Here is a 19,149-nt window from a genome sequence, read left to right as displayed (position 1 = left end):
GGGGGCGAGATCGGTTCTTCAGCTTTCGACGTGGACGTTGCCGTCCTTCACCACCTTGGCCCACTTCGCGATCTCGGTGCTGATGAACTGCTTGAACTTGTCCTGCGAGCCGCCGCCGTCTTCGGCGCCGTAGGTGTCGAGCCGTTCCTGCACATCGGGCATCGCCAAGACGGTGTTCACATCGCGATTGACCTTCTGCGCGATGGAAGCCGGCAGCTTGCCCGGCCCCGCGAGCCCGTACCAGGTGGTCGCCTCGAAGCCCTGGAAGCCTTGCTCCTGCATCGTCGGCACGCTCGGGTGCCCCTTGGCGCGCTTGGTGCGCGTCTGCGCGACCGCGATGACGCGGCCGTTCTTTACATGCGGCGTGGCGGCGGTCATGGTCTCGAAGCTGTACTGGATCTGCCCGCCCATCAGATCCGCCAGCAGCGGGCCGCTGCCCTTGTACGGCACATGCAGCGCATCGACGCCGCCCTGCAGCTTGAACATCTCCAGCGCCAGGTGCTGCGCCGAGCCCGCGCCTGCGGAGCCGAAGCTGATGGTGCCGGGCGCCGCCTTGCAGGTGGCCACGATGTCCTTCACGCTCAGTGCCTTCTGCCCCGGGTTGGCGATCAGCAGGTTGGGCGTGACGCCCACGAGCACGATCGGCACGAAGTCGCGCTCGACGTTGTAGCGCAGCTTGGGCTGCAGGCTGGGCGCCAGCGCGTGGCTGTTGATGTGCGCCATGAGAAGCGTGCTGCCGTCGGCCGGCTGCTGCGCCACGTAGTCGGCCGCGAGCACGCCCGCCACGCCGCCCTTGTTCTCCACGATGACCTGCTGGCCCCACATGATGGTGAGCTTCTGCGCGACCACGCGGGCCAGGGCGTCGGTGCCGCCGCCCGGCGGAAAACCGACCACGATGCGCACCGGGCCCGAAGGCCACTCCTGCGCGAAGAGCCGGGGCACGCCCAGCGTGGCGGCGGCCGCGCCGGCGGCCTGGATGAGGGAACGTCTTTGCATCTTCTTTGTCTCCGTCGTAGGTAGGAATCCGATGCGCGCCGGGGGCGCCTGTTGCTGCCGGTGCGGCACCGGCAGTGCTGCGTGCCTATGCGGCTTTCTGCAGCGCGGCCGGTGCCGTGTGGTTCGCGAAGTGGTCCATGGCCGCGTGCACGCCGCTGCCGGCCAGCTTGATGCCCGCGAGCTTCATGCCCATCTCGACGCCGGCGACCATGGCCACCAGCGTCAGGTCGTTGCTGTCGCCCAGGTGGCCCATGCGGAACATGCGGCCCTTGAGCTTGCCCAGGCCCGTGCCCAGCGAAAGGTCGAAGCGCTGGTGGATCAGCCGGCGCAACGCGTCGGCGTCCACGCCTTCGGGCGTGATCACGCCGGTGAGCACCGGCGAGTAGACGGCCGGGTCGGCGCACTGGATCGGCAGGCCCCAGGCATGGACCGCGGCGCGCACGCCGGCGGCCCAGCGCTGGTGGCGCGCGAACACGTTGTCCAGCCCTTCGCCGAGGATCATGTCCAGCGACTCCGACAGGCCGTAGAGCAGGTTGGTGTTGGGCGTGTAGGGCCAGTAGCCGTCCTTGTTCATCTCGACGATCTCGTCCCAGGCCCAGAAGGCCTTGGGCAGCTTCGCGGTCTTCGAGACCTCGAGCGCACGCGGCGACAGCGCGTTGAAGCTGATGCCCGGCGGCAGCATCAGGCCCTTCTGCGAGCCGCTGACGCACACGTCCACGCCCCATTCGTCATGGCGGTAGTCGGCGCTGGCAAGGCCGGAGATGCTGTCGACCATCAGCAGGGCCGGGTGGCCCGCCGCGTCGATGGCCTTGCGCACCGAGGCGATGTCGGAAGTGACGCCGGTGGAGGTCTCGTTGTGCACCACGCACACGGCCTTGATCTTCTTTTCGGTGTCCTTGCGCAGGCGCGCTTCGATCAGCTCGGCCTGCACGCCGCGGCGCCAGCTCGGTGCGTTCGGCAGTTGCGCGTCGGTGCCCGACCACGCGAGGAACTCGGTCGACAGGCCCAGGCGCGTGGCCATCTTCTGCCACAGCGAGGCGAAGTGGCCGGTTTCGTACATCAGCACGTGGTCGCCGGAGCTCAGCGTGTTGGCGAGCGCGGCTTCCCACGCGCCAGTGCCCGATGCGGGGTAGATGGCGACCGGGTGCTTCGTCTTGAAGATCTGCTTGATGCCGCCCAGCACCTTCAGCCCCAGCGTGCCGAACTCGGGCCCGCGGTGGTCGATGGTGGGCAGGCTCATGGCCCGCAGGATGCGGTCGGGCACGGGGCTCGGGCCGGGAATCTGGAGGAAGTGGCGGCCGGTGGGATGGATGTCGAGTTGCAGCATGGACTGTCCTTTCGCTTTTCAGTTTTGCATTCAAAATGCATTTTTGCTTGATGGTTTACCCTGATCTATCCAGGTTGTGGTGCCGATTTTTTGCATTCAAAATGCAATCAAAGGGAAAAACCATGACTGCGGAAATCATCGAAATCTCGCGCCTCGCGCTGCATGACCAAGTGGCCTCGCGGCTGCGGACCATGCTGGTGGAGGGGCACATCGCGCCCGGCGCCAAGCTCAACGAACGCGAGCTGTGCCTGCAGCTGAACGTGTCGCGCACGCCGCTGCGCGAGGCCATCAAGCTGCTCGCTGCCGAAGGGCTGGTCGACCTGCTGCCCAACCGCGGCGCGGTGGCGGTGAAGCTCACCGAGGCCGACGTGCTCGACACCTTCGAGGTGCTGGCCATGCTCGAAGGCATGTCCGGCGAGCTGGCGGCCAAGCGCATCACCGACGAAGAACTGGCCGAGGTGCGCGCGCTGCACTACGAAATGATGGCCTGCTTCGCGCGCCGCGACCTGTCGGGCTACTACCGCCTGAACGCGCGCATCCACACCGCCATCAACGACGCGGCCGCCAACCCGGTGCTGTCGAACACCTACCGCTCCATCAATGCACGCGTGCAGTCGCTGCGCTTTCGCACCAACCAGAACGAGGCGAAGTGGAAGCATGCCGTGGAGGAGCACGAGCAGATGATCGACGCGCTGGCCGCGCGCGACGCCGCCGCCATGCGCAAGGTGCTCGTGGCGCACGTGCTGCGCAAGCGCGACACCGTGCTCGAGCTGCTGCGCGCCGGCGAAATCTATCCCTCGGCCAAGTCACGCTGACCGGAAAAAAACACCATGCGCATCGATCCCGCCAGCCACATGCAGCCAGCCGGAACCGTTCTTCCGCCCAACGACACCTGCGAGCTGCTCGCGCGCCGGCTGCGCGCCGACACGCAGGGCGAGGTGCTGTTCGACGACGGTTCGCGCGGGCGCTACGCCACAGACGCGTCGATCTACCAGATCACGCCCGTGGGAGCCTTCGTGCCCAGGAGCGAGCGCGACATCGCCACCGCCATCGACATCGCGCGCGACCTGAAGGTGCCGGTGCTCGCGCGCGGCGGCGGCACCAGCCAGTGCGGGCAGACCACGGGCGCGGCGCTGGTCATCGACAACAGCAAGCACTTCAGGCGCGTGCTCGACCTGAACGTGGAAGAGGGCACGGCCACGGTCCAGCCCGGCCTCGTGCTCGACCACCTGAACGCGCAGCTCAAGCCGCACGGCCTGTGGTATCCGGTGGACGTGTCGACCAGCGCGCAGGCCACGCTGGGCGGCATGGCGGGCAACAACTCCTGCGGCTCGCGTTCCATTGCCTACGGCAACATGGTGCACAACGTGCTGGGTGCAAGCGCATGGCTGTCGAACGGCGAGCTGGTCGACTTCGGTCCGGTGGGGTCGCTGGGCGTGCGTGCGGCGGGCATCGCGCAGTTCGTGCGCGGGCTGGCCAGGCAGCAGCGCGAGCAGATGGCCGAGCACTGGCCCAAGGTGATGCGCCGCGTGGCGGGCTACAACCTCGACATCTTCGACAACCAGAGCGAGCGGCCGTACACGGCGGACGGCAGCGTGAACCTGGCGCATCTGCTGATCGGCTCCGAAGGCACGCTGGCCTACACCCGCAGCCTGAAACTCAAGCTCGCGCCGCTGCCGCGCGCCAAGGTGCTGGGCATCGTCAACTTCCCGACCTTCCACGCGGCAATGGATGCGGCGCAGCACATCGTGAAGCTCGGGCCGACGGCGGTGGAGCTGGTCGACCGCACCATGATCGAGCTGAGCCTCGCGAACCCGGCCTTCAGGCCCACGGTGGAAACGGCGCTCATCGGCAAGCCGGCCGCCATCCTGCTGGTGGAGTTCTCGGGGGCCGACAAGGCCGCGTTGCTGCCGCGACTCAAGCAACTGGTCGAGCTGATGGGCGATCTCGGCCTGCCGGGCAGCGTGGTCGAGATGCCTGACGACGCGCGCCAGAAAAACCTGTGGGAGGTGCGCAAGGCCGGCCTGAACATCATGATGAGCCTCAAGGGCGACGGCAAGCCGGTGAGCTTCATCGAGGACTGCGCCGTGCCGCTCGAGCACCTGGCCGAATACACCGACGCGCTGACCGAAGTGTTCGCGAAGTACGGCAGCAGGGGCACCTGGTACGCCCATGCCTCGGTCGGCACGCTGCATGTGCGTCCGATTCTCGACATGCGCGCGGACGGCGCCGCCAAGATGCGCGCCATTGCCGAAGAGGCGAGCGCGCTGGTGCGCAAGTACAAGGGCGCCTTCAGCGGCGAACACGGCGACGGCCTGTGCCGCGGCGAATGGATCGAATGGCAGTTCGGCCCGGCCATCAACGAGGCCTTTCGCGCCATCAAGCGCAAGCTCGACCCGCTGGACCTGTTCAACCCCGGCAAGATCATCGACACGCCGCGCATGGACGACGGCTCGCTGTTCCGCTTCGCGCCGCCCACCGCGCCGAAGCCGTACCGCCGCATCGAGCTCAAGCCGGTGCTCGACTGGTCCGCATGGAACGTCAACGCCGACCCCGTGACCGAGGTGACGAGCGCACCCGGCACCGGCGGCGACAGCACCGGCGGCCTCGCCAAGGCCGTGGAGATGTGCAACAACAACGGGCACTGCCGCAAGTTCGACGCCGGCACCATGTGCCCCAGCTACCGCGCGACGCGCGACGAGCAGCACTTGACGCGCGGCCGCGCCAACACGCTGCGCCTGGCGCTCTCGGGCCAGCTCGGCCCCGACGCCTTCACCAGCGAGGCCATGCACGAGACCATGGACCTGTGCGTCGGCTGCAAGGGTTGCAAGCGCGACTGCCCCACGGGCGTGGACATGGCGAAGATGAAGGTCGAGTTCCTCGACCACTACAAGAAGCGCCACGGCCACACATTGAAAGACAAGCTCGTGGCCAGGCTGCCCGACTACGCCCACAGGGCCAGCCGCCTGCCGTGGCTGCTGAACCTGCGCAACAGCGTGCCCGGCGCCGCATGGATCGGCGAAAAGCTGCTGGGCTTTTCCGCGAAGCGCTCGCTGCCCGCATGGCGCAGCGACACCTTCTGGCGCGCCAAGGACAACGAGCCCGGCCTGTTCGCCGACCGCGACGCGGTGCTGGCCGTCGCGCGGCGCGGCGGCAAGGCGGCGGTGCTGTTCGTCGACACCTTCAACGGCACCTTCGAGAGCGAGAATGCCTTCGCCGCGGCGCGCGTGCTGCAGGCCGCGGGCTACCTGCTGCACACCGTCGAAAAGCGCGGCGGGCACCACTGCTGCGGCCGCACCTTCCTGGCCAGCGGCATGGTCGAAGAGGCCAAGGCAAAGGCCGAGGCGCTGATCGATACGCTCGTGCCGCTGGCGCGAGCCGGCGTGCCCATCGTCGGCCTGGAGCCTTCGTGCCTGCTCACCCTGCGCGACGAAACGCTGGTGATGGGCTTCGGCGAGAAGGCCGAGTTGGTGGCGAAGCACGCGCTGCTGTTCGAGGAATTCATTGCGCGTGAAGTGAAGCTCGGCCGCTTCGAACTGGCGCTGCGCCCGGCCGAAGCGCCCATCCTGCTGCACGGCCATTGCCACCAGAAAGCCTTCGGCGCGGTGAGCCCGGTGATGGAGGTGCTGAAGCTGATTCCCGGCGCGCAACCGGAGCTGATCGAAAGCTCCTGCTGCGGCATGGCCGGCAGCTTCGGCTACGAGGCCAGCCACTTCGAGGTCTCGATGCAGATGGCCGAGGCGAGCCTGTTGCCCGCCATTCGCGCCAGGCCTGATGCGATCGTCGTGGCCGACGGCACCAGCTGCCGCCACCAGATAGAAGACGGCGCCCGTCGCGAGGCGGTGCATGTGGCCGTATTGCTGGAGCGCCACCTGCCGCACGGCGACCCTGTCGCCGGCACGGCCTGAGGGGAGCCCCCAGCAGCAGGATCGGGCAGGGTGCCGCAAAATGCGCGGCACCCCCTCGCTTCCGATGTCGACTTCGCTCACTTCCACCGCCGTTCCGGCACAACCCGCGCTCCGGCTCGCATTCGCGCTCTCGATGGGCGCGGCCGTGTCGCTCGGCATCACGCGTTTTTCCTACGGGCTGCTGCTGCCGCCGATGCGCGCCGACCTCGGCTGGAGCTACGCGCTGGCCGGCGGCATGAACACGGCCAACGCGGTGGGTTACCTGATCGGCGCGCTGATCACGCCGGTGTTGATGCGCCGCTTCGGCGTGACGCGGCTGCTGCTGGTCGGTGCGGTGCTGGCGAGCGTCTTCATGGCGGGCAGCGGTTTCGTGACCGCGGCGCCGGCGCTGTTGTTGCAACGCCTGCTGGCGGGCATCGCCAGTGCCTGGGTGTTCGTGGCGGGCGGCCTGCTGGCCGCGCGGCTCGGCGAGGCCGGGTCTTCGCGTGGCGGCCTGCTGCTCGGCATCTACTACGGCGGCACCGGGTTCGGTATTGCGTTGTCGGCGCTGCTGGTGCCGCAGGTGCTGCGCGCTGCTGCCGACGTGCCGCACGGCTGGGCCTGGGCGTGGTGGGCATTGGCCATCGCGAGCGCGGCCGCCACCTGCCTGCTGGCCTGGGCCGGCCGCGCGATGCCGGACAGACCCGCGGCGCACGCTGCATCGCCAACCGCAACAACTACCAGCGCACCGCCGGTCGCGCTGCACCGCTTCGGCTGGGCGCTGGCGGGCTACGCGCTGTTCGGCATGGGCTACATCGGCTACATGACTTTCGTGATCGCGCTGCTGCGGGAGCAGGGCGCCAGCGCCGGCTTCATCACCTTGTTCTATGCCCTGCTGGGTGTCGCTTGCGTGGCTTCCTCGCGGCTGTGGGCCGGGCTGCTCGATCGCTATCGTGGCGGCCAGCCGCAGGCATTGCTGAACGGGCTGCTCGGCGTGGCCACGCTGCTGCCGGTGCTGAGCCCCTCGGCGCCGGTGGCGCTGGTGTCGGGTGTGCTGTTCGGCGGTGTGTTCCTGTCGGTGGTGGCGTCGACCACCGCGCTGGTGCGCCACAACCTGCCGCCCGCGTGCTGGGCGCAGGGCATCAGCATGTTCACCATCGTCTTCGCGGCGGGGCAGATCGTCGGGCCGACCGTGACGGGGTGGATCTCGGACGGCCCTGGCGGCCTGGCGCGCGGCCTCGTTGCTTCGGCGATCACGCTGTGGGCGGCGGCCGTGCTGGCGTCGCGCCAGCATTCGCTGCAGGAGGCTTGACGATGAGCGGCTTTGCCCTGTTCGAGACCTCCATCGGCATGTGCGCCCTGGCCTGGGGACCGCAAGGGCTGGTCGGCGTGCAACTGCCCGCGGACGACGGCGAGCCCGCCACGCGAGCACGCATGAAGCGGCGCTTTCCCGATCTTCATGAAGAGCAGCCCGACGAGGCGGCACAACGCGCCATCTCGGCCATCCAGGGCCTGCTGCAAGGCGTGCATGACGACCTGGGCCACATCGAACTCGACATGCGCGGCGTGTCGGAATTTCACCAGCGCATCTACGCCATCGCGCGGCGCATTCCACCCGGGCAGACGCGCACCTACGGCGAGATCGCGGAAGAACTCGGCGACAAGAGCCTCTCGCGCGCGGTGGGGCAGGCCATGGGCCTCAACCCCTTCGCGCCGGTGGTGCCCTGCCACCGTGTGCTGGCGGCCGGCAACAAGCCCGGCGGCTTCTCGGCCGGCGGCGGCGCGCTGACCAAGCTGCGCATGCTCGCCATCGAGGATGCGCGGCCCAACGGGTTGGCGTCCTTGTTCTAGCGCTCAGGCTCAGGTGGCGGCAAGCGCCGGCAGCCGTCGCAAGGTCGCGATGCGCGAGGCGAAGATGATCCCCGCCTGCAGCGCGAAGCCCGCGAGCGCCAGCAGCAGGCAAGCCGACTCGCCCTGCGTTGCACCGACCAGCCCTCCGAGCGCCGCGCCGATCGGCCGCGCGCCGGTGTTGATCGTCAGGAACACCGCCGATACGCGGCCCAGCATGGCCGGCGGCGCAACGCTCTGGCGCAGCGTGGCCGAGGTGATGACCCAGACCATCGGACCCGCGCCGAAGAGAAAGAACGACAGCGAAGCCAGTGCCGCGCTGGGCACGACAAGCGTCCCGGCCATCAGCGCGCCGGCAACGACCGCCGCCGCCGGGCCGATCTGGATGGCGCGCCCGAACGGCATGCGCGCCACCACCCGCGCCGTCAGCAACGCGCCGAACACCATGCCCGCGCCGTACATCGCCAACGTGAAGCCGACCGCCTGCGCGCCGAGCCCGAGCACGCGCACCGCATAGGGCACATAGGCCGCCTGCAGCACGAACCACGAGATGTTGAATACCGCGCCGGTCATCAGCATCGGTCGCAGCAGTTCATGCCGCCAGACGAAGCGCGCGCCGTCCCTCACGTCGAGCAGCGGATTGCGCCGCGATGCGACGTGCGCGAGCGGCGCCTCGCGCAGGCTCAGCAGCAGGCCGACGGCCGAGACCGAAAGCACGGCAGCGAGCACGAAGGCCGCCGATGCGCCCGCCCACGCGACAAGCGCGCCAGCGAGCGCGGGCCCTCCCGTGAACGCAGCACTGCGCGCAAGCTCCAGCCGCTCGTTGGCCACGGCCAGCGCATCGCGCGGCACGAGGGCCGGCACCAGCGCAGGCGCCGCGACGCTGAAACCGACAGTGCCCACGGCGCCGAGAAAGCCGAGCACCGCGAGCCACGCGATGCCGAGCTTGGACCAGAACACCAGCGCGAGCAGCATCAGCAGCGATACCGCCCGCAGCCCCTCGGCCCACACCATCAGGCGCCGCCGCGACATGCGATCGGCCAGCAGGCCCAGCGGCATGGAGACCAGCAGGAAGGGCAGGGTCTGGATCGCGGCGAGAAAGCCGATTTCTCCAGGACCGGCCTGGAGCGCGAGCACGGCGACCAGCGGCACGGCCGCAAGGCTCAGTTGCTCGGCGGACTGCGCGGCCAGGTTGGACCACGCGAGATTCAGGAAGGCGCGGGGAAGCGGTGTCGTCGGTGTTGGTGTTGTCGTGGAGGTCATGCCCCCATCGTGCGATCGGCGAACCAATGGCGCTGGCCGCTTCCGGACACGAGCATCAGCGCCGTGCGCTGCCTCTCAAGTCGCTTTCGCCGCTCCGGCCTGCATCCGCTCGAACCATTCCGCCACGTACGCCGCTTCCGGCGCGGCGTCTGGCGACAGGCCGTAGTAGTAGCGATCCAGCGTCATGCGCAGCGCCGGCAGTGGCGATTGCAGCCGGCCCGAGGCCAGGTCGTGCGACACCAGCGAGGTCGGCGCCAGCGCGATGCCCAGGCCGTCGACCGCCGCCTGCAGCACGAAGTGCAGGTGGTCGAACTGCAGCCGGCCCGCGGGCCTTGCGCGCGGCGCGCCGAACTGCTTCTTCCAGGCATCCCAGTCGTCCTTGCGTGTCTTGGCCGACAGCAGCACGTGCGCCGCCAGCGAGCGCAAGTCGGGCAGCGGATGGGTCTTGAAGAGAGACGGCGCACCGACCACCAGCACTTCGTCCTTCAGGAAGGGCCGCACCTTGATGGACGGCGGCCAGCCTTCGCGCCCGCGGCGCACCGCGATGTCGAAGCTGTCAACCGCCTGCTCGGGCATCACCGTGCTGGTGACCACCTGAGGCTCGATGTCGGGGTATTGCTCGACGAAGGAGGGCAGGCGCGGAATGAGCCAGCGCACCGCGAAGGAAGGGCGCACGTTGATGCGCACCGCGCGCGCCGTGCCCTGTGCCTGCAGCGCCCGCGCCGCGGCGCCGATCTGCGCCAGCGCCGGCTCGACCTCGGCGAAGAACTGCTGCCCCTCGGCCGTCAGCGCCACCTGGCGGATGCGCCGCTCGAACAGCTCGACGCCCAGGAACTCCTCCAGGCTCTTGATCTGCCGGCTCACCGCGCTGTGCGTGACGTGCAGTTCGAGCGCCGCGCGCGTGAAGCTCAGGTGGCGGGCGGCCGCGGCAAAGGCGCGCACGGCGTTGAGGGGAGGCTCGCGAGACGGCATGCGTGCGATTTTCTCACGCATGGCGGTCGTTTATGTCGTTTGTCAGGCATGCGTGGTGCGGCGCACCATCGGCGCTCGATGTCCAGCACTCAACCCGCTTCCGCCCCCACTTCCACCGACCTGAATTCCCGCCATGCGGCGATGGCGCTCGGCCTTTCGCTGCCGGCCGACGTGGTGCTCTACCTGCTGCTGCCGATGTATGCCGACCAGTTCGGCGTGACGCTGGCCGAGGCCGGCATGCTGCTCGCCGCCAACCGGCTGGTGCGCATCGCGGGCTACGGCTTCGTCGCCCGCTTCTACGCGCGCAACGGCGACCGGCCCACCTGCACGCTGGCCGTCGTGGCGGCCGCGGTCTGTGCCCTCGGCTACACCACGCTTTCTGGTTTCTGGGCGCTGCTGCCGCTGCGGCTGATGTGGGGCCTGTGCTTCGCGGCGCTCAACCTGTCGACGCAGGCGCTGGCCACGGCCGACCCGGTCGGCGCGGCGCGGCGCAACGGGCGTTCGCGTGCCTTCATCGCAATGGGGCCGGTGCTGGCGCTGCCGCTGGGCGCTTTGCTCGCGCACTGGGTGGGCCCGCGCGCGATCTTCGGCATCCTCGCAGTGTTCTCTTTGCTCGCCTGCCTGGTCACGCGGCGGTTGCCTTCGGCGCCGCATCCGGTGGGCAAGCCCACGCGGCGCTTCAAGCGGCCCAACAGCCTCGACAGCTGGTCGTTCATGGAGGGGCTGACGCTGGACGGGCTCTTCATCGTCGGCCTGTCCTACCTCGGCAAGGACCTGATGCCGGGCGGCGCGGTGATCGTGGCCGGCGTGCTGATGGCGCTGCGCTACCTGGCGGAGATTCTGCTGAGCCCGGTCGGCGGCCACATGGCGGAGCGCTGGGGCGCTGAGCGGCTGCTGGTGAGCCTGTCGCTCCTCACCGCGATCGCGCTGGTGGGCTTCGGCCTCGGCTGGCTGTGGAGCTGCGCGGCGCTGATCGTGGTGCTGCGCGCCTTGCAACTGCCGCTGCTGCCGCCCATCGTGGCCCGGCGCACACCCGGGCCGGAGCGTGTGCAGGCGCTGGCCGCGCGCTCTGTCTGGCGCGACATCGGCGCCGGCACCGGGCCGCTGATCGCGGGGCTGCTGCTGCCGGTGGCTTCGCCGCCATGGATCTACGGCATCGCCGCACTGCTGCTGGCGCTGGCCGCGCTGGCCTGCGGCTGGAACTCATCGCCCATGGCCGCGGATGCGACGCGCACGGCGGGCTGAACAACAATCCTGCATTCTTTTTTTCCATCTCCTGGAGCCATTGCAATGACAACGTCGCCGCACGCCATCGAAACCGTGGCGCAGCTCGAAGCCCTGTTCGGCCAGCCTGGCGAAGCCTCGCTGAAGAAAGAGGTGCCGTACCTGCACCCGGCCTACCGGGCGTTGATCGAGGCGTCTCCCTTCGCAGTGCTTTCCACGGTCGGTCCAGGAGGCCTGGACGCCTCGCCGCGCGGCGACCCGCCGGGCTTCGTCGTGGTGCGGGACGACAAGACGCTGTTGATGCCCGAGCGGCGCGGCAACAACCGCATCGACAGCCTGCGCAACATCGTGGCCGACCCGCGCGTCGGGCTGCTGTTCCTGATTCCCGGCGTGGGCGAGACGCTGCGGGTGAACGGCAGGGCGCGCATCACGGTCGAGCCGAAGTTGTTGGCCAGCCTCGCGATGGAAGGCAAGCCACCGCAATGCGTGATCGAGGTTCGGGTGGAGACGGTGTTCTTTCAATGCGCGCGTGCGATCCAGCGCTCGAAGCTCTGGGAGCCGGTACAGGCGGATGCGAAGCGCAGCGTGCCGACGCCGGGTGCCATTCTGTCGGCACTGACCGAAGCGCAATTCGACGGCGAGACCTACGACAGGGAACTGCCCGCAAGGCAGAAGGCCACGCTCTACTGAAGAACGGGCCGGGCTCCCGGGCCCGGCCGGATCAGCTCGCGGCGCGAAACGCCCGGCTCGAAATGGCCACCGGATTGCCGTCCGGGTCTTTCGCGTTGGCGAACGCGTAGCCGTTGGCCGTATGCGTGGGGCCGAAGGCCAGCCCGCTTGCCGTGCTTTTCTGCTTGAAGGCTTCGATGTCTTCGACATCGAACATCAGCTTCACGCCGACCTGCCCGAGCTTCACGCTCTTTGCCGCCTGGTGGATCAACAGGTTCGCACCGCCGCTCGTCGACCGGAGTTCGATCAGACCCTCCACGACTTCGAGCGTCGACTCGAACCCGAAGTGCGTGCAATAGAACCCGGCCGTCGCCCGCATGTCGCGGGCGTACAGGAGGATGGTGTGGAGCGGCCGTGTGGTGGAAGTCACGGGCGAGGATTGTGCCCTTGCGCTTCCGCGCTCAGGCCCGGCCCGGCGCCACCGCCTGCTCGGTGCGCGCATCGTGGCCGATGATCAGCACCAGCACGAAGGCCACCACCGACAACAGCGCGAGGAAGATCACCGCGTAGATGTCGTTGCCCATCCTGTCCTTCAGCGCGCCGAAGATCGTCGGGCCGATGTAGCCGCCGAGGTTGCCGATGGAATTGATCCACGCAATGCCGGCCGCGGCGGCGGTGCCGCTCAGGATGGCGGTGGGCAGGGTCCAGAAGGTGGGCAGCGCGCTGAAGATGCCGAAGGCGGCCAGCGTCACGGCGGCCATCTTGGGCACCGGCGAGCTGGTCTGCGCCGCCAGCACCAGGCCCACGAAGATGCAGGCCAGCGGAATCAGCAGGAACCACTTGCGCTCCTTGCGCGCATCGGAGGCGCGCGTCCAGAACAGCATGGCGACGGCGCCGACCAGGTACGGGAACGCATTGATGAAGCCGATCTGCACGTTGCTCAGCCCGCCGAAGCCCTTGATGATCTGCGGCAGGAAGAAGCTCAGGCCGTACAGCGGCACGGTGATGCCCATGTAGACGAAGCCCAGCCCGATCACGCGCGGGTTCAGCAGCGACTGCTTCCACGAGATCTTGTTGATCGACTCGCGGTTCTGGCGCTCGGCGTCCAGCGTGCGCTGCAGCCAGGTGCGCTCTTCGTCGGTGAGCCACTTGGCGTCCTTGGGGCCGTCGGGCAGGTACATCAGCACGAAGAAGGTCAGCACCAGCGAGGGCAGCGCCTCCAGGATGAACAGCCACTGCCAGCCGTGCATGCCGCCGACGCCGTCCATGTTCAGGATGTAGCCCGAGATGGGCGAGCCGATCACGGTCGAGATCGGAATCGCGAACATGAACCAACCCACGATGCGCGCGCGGTACGCCGCCGGAAACCACAGCGTGATGTAGAAGATCACGCCCGGGAAGAACCCGGCCTCGGCAATGCCCAGCAGGAAGCGCACGATGTTGAAGCTGGTCGCGCCGCCCACCCAGGCCTGCGCCGCCGACAGGATGCCCCAGCTGAACATGATGCGAGCGATCCAGCGACGCGCGCCGAAGCGTTCGAGCGCCATGTTGCTGGGCACCTCGAACAGGAAGTACGCCAGGAAGAAGATGCCGGCCGCGCTGCCGAACACGGCCGCGGTGAAGCCCAGGTCCTTCGACATGGCGGCGCCGGCAAAGCCGAGGTTCACGCGGTCGAGGTAGGCGATGAAGTAGCTGATCATCAGCAGCGGCAAGAGCCGCCAGCTGATCTTCGAGATGGTTCTCTGTTCGACGGGGTTCATGGTTGTCTCCGGTGTTGTGTGGATTGGTTTTGTGGAGGCTGCCGCTTCGGTGTTATGGCTGTGTTGATTGCTCCTGCTGCGGTTGCTGCTGTTGTTGTTGCTGTTGCGCTCTCATGACCTGGTGCCGTTGCCAGTAGTGGCCGGCCGCGGCCTTGAAGTGTTCTTTCTGCTTGCCCAGCCCGCCCAGCTTGACCTTGGTGGTGCGCGCGCCGCCGAGTGTGCGCTTGTCGTGGTGGGTGACGATCAGGGTGTCGCCGAAGCTGCTGTCCTTGTAGGTCAGGCCCTTGACCTCGTCCCACGGAATCGGCGCGGCACCCTCGGCGCTCGGATGCAGGCCGGCGTAGCTGACGTCGATGCGGTTGCCGTTCTTCAGCGCGAAGCCGATCGGTGGAAAGTGGCGCAGCACCACCTCGCGCTCTTCTTCGGTGGCCGGCTCGTAGCGGTAGGCGAGGCTGAGTTCGTGGTTCTGCACGAAGCGCTGCTCGTACTCGCTCCACATGCGCTGCTCGATGGCGGTGGCGGTCTCGATGAAGTCGGCCCATGAGGCTTGCGGGGCCGTAGCGACGATGGCGCCGTAGGCGCTCTCGGGCACATGGTGGCCCACGTTGCGCATGCGCTCCAGCAGCGGCGGATGGCTGTCGTAAGGATGCGGAACGCCGGCCGTCTTCATGGCCTCGATGAAGGCGTCCGAGCCTGCGTACGGCGGCAGCCCGGCCGCCACGAAGCCTGCGATGCCCAGTGCGCCGTCGTGCTGGCGGTTCTGGGCAAAGAGTTCGCGCTCGACGTCGTTGCGGTAGCTGGCGTAGGCGGAAATCTTGATCAGCGACTGCACGATGGCGCTCGGCGCCGTGAGGCCCGCGGCCACGCGGTCGGCCTTGTGCTCGCGTTCGCGGCTGTCGCGTGCGAGGGCAAACGCGAAGATCATGCGGTACAGGCGCAGCAGGTAGTGCGCCACGATGGTCAGGCCGGCGCCGCGCATCTTCCAAGTGTACTGGTCGAACTGCAGCAGCTTGGGGCCGAGCGCCGCGCTGCTGCGGGTGTCGCCGCCGCCCAGGTGGGCCAGCTCGTGCGCGAGCACCGCGTCGGCCTCTGGTCGAGCACGCGCAGCAGCGGAATGCTCACGAACAGCGTGCGGCCGTGCAGTGTTTGCCCGCGCACTTCGCAGGGCGCCTCGGTCACGAAGAAGTTGGTGTCGATGCCCGCGATGATCTGGTCGGGCGGTGCGGTCTGTACGCGGCCGGCCAGCTGACGGATGCGCTCCCACAGGCGCGGCGCGTCGGCTTCGGCGATCAGCTCGCCTTCGATCTCGTTGTCCGAGGGCAGCTTCTTGAACAGCGTGTAGACGGCATAGAACACTGCTGCAGCCGCGGCGATGCCTGCGATGGCGATCAGCTTGATGTAGTAGCTGTGCCAGAAGTAGGCGGTGAGCCAGAACGACAGCCACACGAGCATCGCGCCCTGCAGCACGACTTCGATGGCGCTGGACACCGTCATCAGCCGCCAGCCCGCGACGAAGCTGGCATAGCGCAGGCCTCGATTCGCGAAGGCCAGCGCGCCCAGCACCAGCGCCGCGGCCAGCAGCGCCGCGCCGAGCGCGATGGTCCACGCTGCCGCGCGGTCGGCCCAGTGGAACTGCCACTGCATCGAATAGGGGCTGCAGACCTTGTCGTGGAAGTTCCTGTCTTCGGGGGCGGTGGCGTCGCAGGCCTTGGAGAGCGGATGCGAGCGGTAGAAGGCGGTGGCCTCGGCCTTGTCCTCGGGCGAGAGCCGGGCGTCGCCGGCGATGCGCTTTTCTATCGACTGCAGGAAGGTGCTGTCCTGCGAGCGCAGGGCATATTCGGTGAAGACCAGCGTCGCGGCCGGAATGGCGAAGAGCGACACCAGCGTCAGGGCGAACACGCGCAAGAGATCGGTGCGGATCGTGCGGGCAAGAGCCATCGGTAACTTCTCCTGGAAAGCGATTGCTGTGTTTCGTTATGAAGCGGTCCGGGAAGCCGATAGGGTAGCGGGCGCGGCGCATGGAGTGAAGCGCCGCATGCGTCAAGCGGCCCGCGCCACCGACCAGCTACCGAATAAGGTTATCGCTTTTGAATACTTCCACGCCCCGGGGCGCAGGTATAGCCTTCGTGCTCGCTCATGGCTGTCACCTCCGTCACTCCCTCCGTTTCTTCGTCGCGAACCGATCCGCCGCCGGTTGCCTGGATCGCCGGTGTCGGCGCCAGCGCCGGCCTGGGTGCCGCATTGGCGCGGCGCTTCGCGGCTGAAGGCTTCATCGTCGCGCTGACCGGGCGCACCCAGTCCCAGCTCGATGCGGTGGCCGCGGAAATCGCGGCGTCGGGCGGGCGCGCGCATGCGTTCGCGGGCGACGTGGCAAGCGAGGCCGAGATCCACGGCATCGCGCAGAAGGCGAGGGCGCTGGGGCCGCTCACCGTGGCCATCTTCAATGCGGCGAGCGCGGTGCGCGCGCCGACGCTGGAGCTGTCGGTCGAGCAGTTCACGCAGGCCTGGCGCACCAGCGCGCTGGGCGGTTTCATCTTCGGGCACGAGGCCCTGCGCGGCCTGCTGGCCAACAGCTTCGAGGCCGATGGCTCGCGCGGGCGCGGCACGCTGCTGTTCACCGGCGCCACGGCAGCGCTGCGCGGCAAGCCGCCGTTCGCGGCCTTTGCCGCGGCCAAGGCCGCCTTGCGTTCGCTGAGCCAGAGCCTGGCGCGCGAGTTCGGCCCGCAGGGCGTGCACGTGGCGCATGTGGTGATCGACGGCGGCATCGACGGCGAGCGGCTGCGCACCGGCGCGCCGCAGCGCGTGGCGCAGGCCGGCGGCGACGGGCTGCTGCAGCTCGAGGCCATCGCCGAAAGTTACTGGCAGCTGCATGTGCAGCACCGCAGCGCATGGACGCAGGAACTCGACCTGCGCCCCTTCAAGGAGCCGTTTTGATCAAGGCAACAAACAACGGGAGCCGGGCCGAATGAGCGTCGGATCGAACAGCCAGTTGCTGGCCGCCACGCTTCCGTCGGTGGAGGCCGAACTCAATTACCTCAAGGCGGGCGAGGGCCGCCCCGTCAGCTACACCTTCGAGCCGCCGCCCGGCACGCCATGGGTCACGGGCACGCTGGAGCCGCGCCGCGTGGCCATCCGCGACGGCCGCCCGCTGGTGGCGCTGAATGAACTGTCGCTGGACCGCAGCGGCTTCACGCAGATCTCGCACCGCAGCGCGGTGGCCGACTTCTCGCATGACGCCACCATCCGCGACATCTACTACCGCGAGTCCGAGGCGCTGCTGCGCGACATCACGGGTGCCGAGAAGATCGTGGTGTTCGATCACACCGTGCGCGACAGCGCCCAGGGCTCGCGCCGAACGGCCGAGCTGCGCGAGCCGGTGCGCCGGGTGCACAACGACCAGACCTTCGTGTCCGCGCCGCGCCGCGTGCGCGACCACCTGCCGCCCGACGAAGCGGCCGAGCGCCTGAAGCACCGCTTCGCAATCATCAACCTCTGGCGCCCGCTGGCCACGGTGGAGCGGCTGCCGCTCGCGCTGTGCGATGCGCGCTCCATCTCGCCGCAAGACATGGTGCCGAGCGATCTGGTCTACCCCGACAAGGTCGGCGAGACCTATTCCTTCACCTACAACCCCGAGCACCGCTGGTACTGGTTCCCCCGGCTGCGGCCCGACGAGGCGCTGCTGCTGAAGATCTACGACTCGCGCGAGGACGGCACCGCGCGCTACACCGCGCACACCGCCTTCGAAGACCCGACCGGCGCGCCCGAGGCGCCGCCGCGCCGCAGCATCGAGCTGCGCGCGCTCGTGTTCTGGCCCGCCGGCAAGTAGTCGATGAGCACCGGCAAGCAACTGCGGCTGGGCGCCTTCATGCGCCCGGTGAGCATCCACACGGGCGCCTGGCGCTACCCGGGCGCGTGGCCCGACGCCAACTTCAACTTCGCGCGCATCAAGCAGCTGGCACAGACGCTGGAGCGCGGCCGCTTCGACGCCTTCTTCATGGCCGACCACCTGGCCGTGCTGAACATGCCGATCGAGGCGCTGCAGCGCAGCCACACCGTGACGTCGTTCGAGCCGTTCACGCTGCTGTCGGCGCTGGCGCAGCATACGCAGCACATCGGGCTGGTGGCCACGGCCTCGACCACCTTCGACGAGCCTTTTCACATCGCGCGCCGTTTCGCCTCGCTCGACCACCTGAGCGAAGGGCGCGCGGGCTGGAACATCGTCACCACTTCCAACCCCGACGCCGCGCTGAACTTCGGCCGCGACGACCACATGGCGCACGACGAGCGCTATGCCCGCGCCCGCGAGTTCTACGACGTGGTTACGGGCCTGTGGGACAGCTGGGCCGACGACGCTTTCGAGCGCAATGCGGAGAGCGGCCGTTTCTTCGACCCCGAGCGGCTGCACGTGCTGAACCACAAGGGCAAGCACCTGTCCGTGCGCGGCCCGCTGCATATCGCGCGTCCGGTGCAGGGCTGGCCGGTGATCGTGCAGGCCGGCGCGTCGGAGCCGGGCAGGCAGCTCGCGGCGGAGACCGCCGAGGTGGTGTTCTCGGCGCCCGGCACGCTGGACAACGCCAAACGCTTCTACGCGGACGTGAAGGGCCGCATGCGGAAGATCGGCCGCGACCGCGACCATCTGAAGATCCTGCCCGGCGCCTTCGTGGTGGTCGGCGACACGGTGGAAGAGGCCCGGGCCATCCGCGCCAGGCTCGACAGCCTGGTGCACTACGACAGCGCCATCGCATCGCTGTCCATCGCGCTCGGCCACGATGCCTCGAAGTTCGACCCCGACGCGCCCCTGCCCGATGTGCCCGAGACCAACGCCAGCCAGAGCGGGCGCGAGCGCGTGATCGACCTGGCGCGGCGCGAGAACCTCACGGTGCGTCAGCTGGCCCAGCGCCTGGGCGGCTACGGCGGGCTGGCCTTCGTCGGCACGCCGGAGAGCATTGCCGACGAAATGCAGGAATGGCTCGACGCCGAAGGCAGCGACGGCTTCAACGTCATGTTCCCGTGGCTGCCCGGCGGGCTCGATGCCTTCGTCGACAAGGTGGTGCCCGAGCTGCAGCGCCGCGGCATCTTCCGGCGTGAGTACGAAGGTCGTACCTTGCGCGAGAACCTCGGCCTGCCGCGCCCGGCGAACCGATTCTTTGCCCAGAATTAGCACCGCCTGAGCGCAGACCCCACGCCGGCAGCGATTGGCGGG

General features: G+C 68.8%; 15 protein-coding genes and 1 pseudogene. 9 read left to right on the top strand and 7 right to left on the bottom strand.

The genetic code is table 11. The features are described from left to right. Window positions 1-18 precede the first annotated feature (18 nt). Window positions 19-996, bottom strand: coding sequence for a Bug family tripartite tricarboxylate transporter substrate binding protein (locus L3V85_RS19185; protein WP_237674327.1), 978 nt, complete (start codon window positions 994-996; stop codon window positions 19-21). A gap of 85 nt (window positions 997-1,081) precedes the next feature. Further along, complete coding sequence (locus L3V85_RS19180; protein WP_237674326.1) at window positions 1,082-2,323, bottom strand: pyridoxal-phosphate-dependent aminotransferase family protein; 1,242 nt, start codon at window positions 2,321-2,323, stop codon at window positions 1,082-1,084. A gap of 122 nt (window positions 2,324-2,445) precedes the next feature. Between L3V85_RS19180 and L3V85_RS19175 the strand changes: the two genes are divergently transcribed. The 4 genes from L3V85_RS19175 (at window position 2,446) to L3V85_RS19160 (ending at window position 8,061) form a co-directional block, all read left to right on the top strand. Further along, window positions 2,446-3,138: a GntR family transcriptional regulator gene (locus tag L3V85_RS19175; RefSeq protein WP_237674325.1), complete on the top strand. Its 693-nt coding sequence runs from the start codon at window positions 2,446-2,448 to the stop codon at window positions 3,136-3,138. A gap of 15 nt (window positions 3,139-3,153) precedes the next feature. Beyond that, on the top strand, window positions 3,154-6,231 hold the full coding sequence (locus L3V85_RS19170; RefSeq protein WP_237674324.1) for an FAD-binding and (Fe-S)-binding domain-containing protein: 3,078 nt from the start codon (window positions 3,154-3,156) through the stop codon (window positions 6,229-6,231). A 64-nt stretch (window positions 6,232-6,295) separates the two neighbouring features. Then, window positions 6,296-7,522: a YbfB/YjiJ family MFS transporter gene (locus L3V85_RS19165; protein ID WP_237674323.1), complete on the top strand. Its 1,227-nt coding sequence runs from the start codon at window positions 6,296-6,298 to the stop codon at window positions 7,520-7,522. A 2-nt stretch (window positions 7,523-7,524) separates the two neighbouring features. Next, a complete protein-coding gene (locus tag L3V85_RS19160) occupies window positions 7,525-8,061 on the top strand; it encodes a methylated-DNA--[protein]-cysteine S-methyltransferase (RefSeq protein WP_237674322.1) in 537 nt (178 codons plus the stop codon). A gap of 9 nt (window positions 8,062-8,070) precedes the next feature. Here the strand turns inward: L3V85_RS19160 and L3V85_RS19155 are convergent, their stop codons facing one another. After that, window positions 8,071-9,321, bottom strand: coding sequence for an MFS transporter (locus L3V85_RS19155; RefSeq protein ID WP_237674321.1), 1,251 nt, complete (start codon window positions 9,319-9,321; stop codon window positions 8,071-8,073). Between the two features lie 75 nt (window positions 9,322-9,396). Then, window positions 9,397-10,293 (bottom strand): transcriptional regulator GcvA, encoded by an 897-nt coding sequence (gcvA, locus tag L3V85_RS19150; protein ID WP_237680603.1) that lies wholly within the window; start codon window positions 10,291-10,293, stop codon window positions 9,397-9,399. Between the two features lie 78 nt (window positions 10,294-10,371). Here gcvA and L3V85_RS19145 point away from each other — a divergent pair, with 78 nt between their 5' ends. Both L3V85_RS19145 and L3V85_RS19140 read left to right on the top strand, forming a co-directional pair. Further along, window positions 10,372-11,538 carry an MFS transporter gene (locus L3V85_RS19145; protein WP_237674320.1) on the top strand — a complete coding sequence of 389 codons (1,167 nt, stop codon included), beginning with the start codon at window positions 10,372-10,374 and terminating at the stop codon, window positions 11,536-11,538. Window positions 11,539-11,583: 45 nt separating this feature from the next. Continuing rightward, window positions 11,584-12,207: a pyridoxamine 5'-phosphate oxidase family protein gene (locus L3V85_RS19140; RefSeq protein WP_237674319.1), complete on the top strand. Its 624-nt coding sequence runs from the start codon at window positions 11,584-11,586 to the stop codon at window positions 12,205-12,207. Window positions 12,208-12,238: 31 nt separating this feature from the next. On the opposite strand, the gene L3V85_RS19135 is transcribed toward L3V85_RS19140, so the two are convergent. From L3V85_RS19135 to L3V85_RS19125, 3 genes and pseudogenes are all read right to left on the bottom strand, one after another. Continuing rightward, entirely contained in the window at window positions 12,239-12,616 is a 378-nt protein-coding gene (locus L3V85_RS19135) for a VOC family protein (protein ID WP_272933830.1), read from the bottom strand. Window positions 12,617-12,647: 31 nt separating this feature from the next. Continuing rightward, window positions 12,648-13,946 carry an MFS transporter gene (locus L3V85_RS19130; protein WP_237674318.1) on the bottom strand — a complete coding sequence of 433 codons (1,299 nt, stop codon included), beginning with the start codon at window positions 13,944-13,946 and terminating at the stop codon, window positions 12,648-12,650. Window positions 13,947-13,998: 52 nt separating this feature from the next. Then, window positions 13,999-15,884: pseudogene (locus tag L3V85_RS19125) on the bottom strand (M48 family metallopeptidase). A 198-nt stretch (window positions 15,885-16,082) separates the two neighbouring features. Here L3V85_RS19125 and L3V85_RS19120 point away from each other — a divergent pair. The 3 genes from L3V85_RS19120 to L3V85_RS19110 are packed head-to-tail and all read left to right on the top strand — an operon-like array spanning window position 16,083 to window position 19,107. Further along, the gene (locus L3V85_RS19120; RefSeq protein WP_237674317.1) at window positions 16,083-16,880 is read left to right on the top strand and encodes an SDR family NAD(P)-dependent oxidoreductase; all 798 of its coding nucleotides are present in this window, start codon (window positions 16,083-16,085) and stop codon (window positions 16,878-16,880) included. A gap of 31 nt (window positions 16,881-16,911) precedes the next feature. Beyond that, window positions 16,912-17,772: a CmcJ/NvfI family oxidoreductase gene (locus L3V85_RS19115; RefSeq protein WP_237674316.1), complete on the top strand. Its 861-nt coding sequence runs from the start codon at window positions 16,912-16,914 to the stop codon at window positions 17,770-17,772. A 3-nt stretch (window positions 17,773-17,775) separates the two neighbouring features. Further along, window positions 17,776-19,107 carry an LLM class flavin-dependent oxidoreductase gene (locus L3V85_RS19110; RefSeq protein WP_237674315.1) on the top strand — a complete coding sequence of 444 codons (1,332 nt, stop codon included), beginning with the start codon at window positions 17,776-17,778 and terminating at the stop codon, window positions 19,105-19,107. Window positions 19,108-19,149 lie beyond the last annotated feature (42 nt).

It is taken from the genome of Variovorax paradoxus (assembly GCF_022009635.1).
Lineage (GTDB): Bacteria > Pseudomonadota > Gammaproteobacteria > Burkholderiales > Burkholderiaceae_C > Variovorax.
The sequence above is the reverse complement of the archived record's forward strand: the minus strand, read 5'-3'. Positions and strand labels throughout refer to the sequence as shown.